At 38.7% G+C, this 555-nt stretch carries 1 protein-coding gene; it reads right to left on the bottom strand.

What is annotated here, in order from left to right:
• The coding region (locus HMPREF9144_RS12615) for a hypothetical protein (protein WP_006046539.1) at positions 1–555 on the bottom strand (555 nt) is incomplete at both ends.

Raw genomic sequence — 555 nt, 5'->3', positions numbered from 1 at the left:
ACCTCTATACCCTCTATCTCCTGCTAACTTATCAACCTTCCTTCCTGTCATCCTTTGGGTTTGTTCTAATGTCTTTTCGATAGTATGCCCATCATATTCATTCCTAAAAGAACATGCACCAAGAATAAGTCCTGACCATGAGCGAAGAATAGATACTTTATTGCCAAACTCATATTGCTTATGTTCCTTACCTTTGCTGATGCAAACTACATCTGGTTCGTGCAGAGAATATACTTTGTTCTTTGACTTCCTATTCTGAGAAAGAACTTTGTAATATAGCTCAAACATATTCTCATACCCTTTCTTTCCCTCAAGATTACGCTCTAGCTCTCTTACCAATCTTCCTGCTATGGTCTTGAGTTGCCTATCTGCCTTAAGAGCTTTCTTACGATTCTTGGGATGATTACGAAAACGTTGGGAACGGTAAATGCCTTTCAAGGTACGCGTATAACTCTGTCGTAGAGGAAGACTCTTGTCATGAACTATCTTCAGAACGTTTTTGATTATCTTTTTATGCAACTTCGCATCTGTAGGATAGGTTATATTCTTCTCCTG

It is taken from the genome of Prevotella pallens ATCC 700821 (assembly GCF_000220255.1).
Classification (GTDB): Bacteria; Bacteroidota; Bacteroidia; order Bacteroidales; family Bacteroidaceae; genus Prevotella; species Prevotella pallens.
Note: the sequence above shows the minus strand (reverse complement) of the source record. Positions and strands in the feature narration are given on the sequence as shown.